General features: G+C 52.3%; 4 protein-coding genes and 3 tRNA genes. All 7 read right to left on the bottom strand.

Annotation, left to right across the window (positions count from 1 at the left end; all coding sequences use genetic code 11):
• On the bottom strand, positions 1–316 hold a 316-nt coding region (locus ICA15_RS28460; protein ID WP_228732374.1), incomplete at its 3' end, for a GTP-binding protein.
• Between the two features lie 84 nt (positions 317–400).
• Positions 401–476, bottom strand: a tRNA-Thr gene (locus ICA15_RS28455).
• A gap of 26 nt (positions 477–502) precedes the next feature.
• Positions 503–576: transfer RNA gene (locus ICA15_RS28450), tRNA-Gly, on the bottom strand.
• Between the two features lie 25 nt (positions 577–601).
• A tRNA-Tyr gene (locus tag ICA15_RS28445) sits at positions 602–686 on the bottom strand.
• Between the two features lie 144 nt (positions 687–830).
• Entirely contained in the window at positions 831–1,268 is a 438-nt protein-coding gene (locus ICA15_RS28440; protein ID WP_210555703.1) for a hypothetical protein, read from the bottom strand.
• A gap of 7 nt (positions 1,269–1,275) precedes the next feature.
• On the bottom strand, positions 1,276–2,028 hold the full coding sequence (locus ICA15_RS28435; protein ID WP_210555704.1) for a pantothenate kinase: 753 nt from the start codon (positions 2,026–2,028) through the stop codon (positions 1,276–1,278).
• Complete coding sequence (gene birA, locus ICA15_RS28430; RefSeq protein ID WP_210555705.1) at positions 2,018–2,971, bottom strand: bifunctional biotin--[acetyl-CoA-carboxylase] ligase/biotin operon repressor BirA; 954 nt, start codon at positions 2,969–2,971, stop codon at positions 2,018–2,020. Before birA ends, ICA15_RS28435 begins: the two co-directional genes overlap by 11 nt.
• Between the last annotated feature and the right edge of the window lie 201 nt (positions 2,972–3,172).

Genomic DNA, 3,172 nt, shown 5'->3' with positions numbered 1-3,172 from the left:
AAACCAGGATTGCGCCGTCCATCTGAGCAGCACCGGTGATCATGTTCTTCACATAGTCAGCGTGACCTGGGCAGTCAACGTGAGCGTAGTGACGGATCAGCGAGTTGTATTCAACGTGCGCGGTGTTAATGGTGATACCGCGAGCTTTTTCTTCTGGGGCGCTGTCGATCTTGTCGAAGTCAACGATTGCAGAACCGAAAACTTCGGAGCAAACGCGAGTCAGAGCAGCAGTCAGAGTGGTTTTACCGTGGTCAACGTGACCAATGGTCCCAACGTTGACGTGCGGTAGGGAACGATCAAACTTTTCCTTAGCCATCGATATCACCCCTATCAGAAGAATTAAGCAAACAACAAAAGCCATTAAAACAAAGGCAGATATTTTCATATCTGCCTTGTTATATGGAGCTCTTGAGCGGATTTGAACCGCTGACCTCACCCTTACCAAGGGTGTGCTCTACCAACTGAGCTACAAGAGCGAAACACTTTGCACAACCTGCAAACTTGGAGCGGGTAGCGGGAATCGAACCCGCATCATCAGCTTGGAAGGCTGAGGTTCTACCACTAAACTATACCCGCAGAGCTTGCAGCTCACGCTAAAATCTGGTGGAGGGAGAAGGATTCGAACCTTCGAAGTCGTAGACGTCAGATTTACAGTCTGATCCCTTTGGCCGCTCGGGAACCCCTCCTAATCAGGCCGGCATTCTATACTATGCCAAACCCTTGTCAAGCAATTTCTCATTTAAAAACCTGAGGTTAGCTGCTTTGACATCGCCCTACTTCGTCGACCTTTGAAAGGTCTTCACTGCGGAGCGGGCGCCATTCTATTCAAACTATTCAGCAGGCGCAACCCCCTCACAGCGCATTATCTTATGTTTTAACTCATTGAATTCGTTGGAAAGGTTTTGCAACTGCGCATCCCCCAGCAAACGCTGGCTTTCAGGTGCAATACGCATCCAGAAACCCGCTGCAGGAGAACCCTCAAGCGATGGCTGAGCCTTGATATCCATTTGAGCCAAACGCTCGCCCAGCACCACAACCATCTCCTGACGGGCAAAACCACCGAGATAAAGGCACTGACTTTCAATTCGTTGCGGACCAGACTTCTCCTTGGCGGCCCTTCCACCTTCACTCAGCAGACGAATATCCTGCTGTGAACCTTTGTACAAACTCAGCGGCGTTACGTCCTTTGCCCGCAATGGCGCTTCCTGTTGATGCCAGACGTAATAGAAAATATTGAGAACAAGAAGTAGCAGGAACATCCAACGCATACATACCTCAAGACAAAGGACACGCCACAGCTAAACCGACGAAGACCAGATCTGGAACAAACCTGGCCCCAGGCGCTACGCTTGCAACCAGATCCGCATCTCCACCTGTAATAAATACGGTGAAGCCCTCCCCCCAATAGGATCGCGCCATTTCCAACTGGGTAAGCACGAACCCCTTCAGCATCAACGAGCATCCACGCTCTACTGCCTCAACAGTACTTCGCCCCGGCGCCTGGCTTGTCAGTGCGCGCTCAGCGGCAAAATCGTCATAGCGAATTTTTCGCGTATGGGTGCGCAACTGGTTGCGCATCAACGGCATACCAGGACAAATGAAACCACCAAGATGATCCCCATCTATCGCGATAAAGTCCGCTGTCACTGCAGTACCAAAGTCCAGCACGAGGCATGGACCTTTGGCCAGATGGAAAGCACCCAGCATCGCCAACCAACGATCGAGACCTAGACGCTCGTAATCTTCGTAACCGTTTCTAACACCAGACATTTCACGAGCAGGTTTCGCGCAGATAACCGAAACACCGAAGTCTCGCTCAAGCATCTCAATTAAGGCACCAGTCTCCGCAGCAGTGCGAACACTAACCATGCGGCATCTTCTTAGCGACAGCCCACTCAGCGCGCGCAAGCCTTCGCAAAGCGCCAGGTCCGAATCAACCACTCCCTCCGCGACCAAAGCAACAGCCTCAGCACCATTCAGCACTCGCCATTTTATGAAGCTGTTTCCGCAGTCGAGCTCAAGAATCATCACGCAACCTCAGACTGAGCTCACCACCACTAAAGACTTTTTCCACGCCATTCACCTTTAACCGCAGCGCACCCTGGCTATCAATTCCGAGCACAACTCCGTCTATCTGACTGACACCAGCAATCAGGGATACCGAGCGCTCCTGCCACAAATGATTGCCTTCCCATTCCGCTTGGAGAACCGAGAAACCATCCACTTGTTGACGCTCGATGTATGCCTGCAACTGCTCGCTCAACTCGGCTACGAGAACATTGCGATCACAGCTTTTACCAGACTCAAGCCGCATGGACGTCCATTGCTGATCAACCTCTTCTGCGACCTGCATATTCACGTTAATGCCTATCCCCAGAACCACGTGGCAGACATCCGCCGGATCTCCAACCAGCTCTAGCAGGATGCCGGCGATTTTCTTATTACCAACCAGAACATCATTGGGCCACTTCAAACCAGCGCCAGTCACTCCCAGCTTTCGAAGGGTTTGCAAGACCGCCAGCCCAACCACAAGGCTCAGACCCTCAAGCTGGCGCATACCTCCATCGATCCGCAGAACAAGACTGAAATAGAGATTTTCGGCAAACGGGCTAACCCACTTGCGACCTCTGCGCCCACGCCCCGAAGTCTGTCGCTCGGCAAGCACCAAAAAGGGAGCCGCCCGCCCCAAGCCAATGGCGCGCAATGCTTCAGCGTTTGTCGAGTCGGTAGAGTCGAGAACCGTGGCTGGCCAGCGACCCTTTATTCCCGCAATTTTAAGAGGGTCGAGCAACACCAGTGGAGCAGCCAACTGATAGCCACGACCTCGGACTTTGTGAATGGACAGTCCAAGCTCAGCCTCAAGGTGCTGAAGCTGCTTCCATACCGCACTTCGACTAACTCCCAAGGCAGCGCCAAGGTCCTGACCAGAATGGAATCGCCCATCCTTCAGAAGATTCAACAACGTCAACATGCAGGTTTCGCCTCACAATGAGGCCCGAATGATAGCTATGCCCCGGGCTGTTGCATAGAAATCAAGCAGGTACATTTCCTGCGGGCAAAACAAAACCCCAACTGCTTTCGCAATTGGGGTTTCGGAATTTAATCTTGACGATGACCTACTCTCACATGGGGAAACCCCACACTACCATCGGCGATGCATCGTTTCACTGCT

This window comes from Pseudomonas sp. P116 (assembly GCF_020149425.1).
Taxonomy (GTDB): Bacteria; Pseudomonadota; Gammaproteobacteria; order Pseudomonadales; family Pseudomonadaceae; genus Aquipseudomonas; species Aquipseudomonas anatoliensis.
This window is presented reverse-complemented; position numbering and strand designations above follow the sequence as displayed.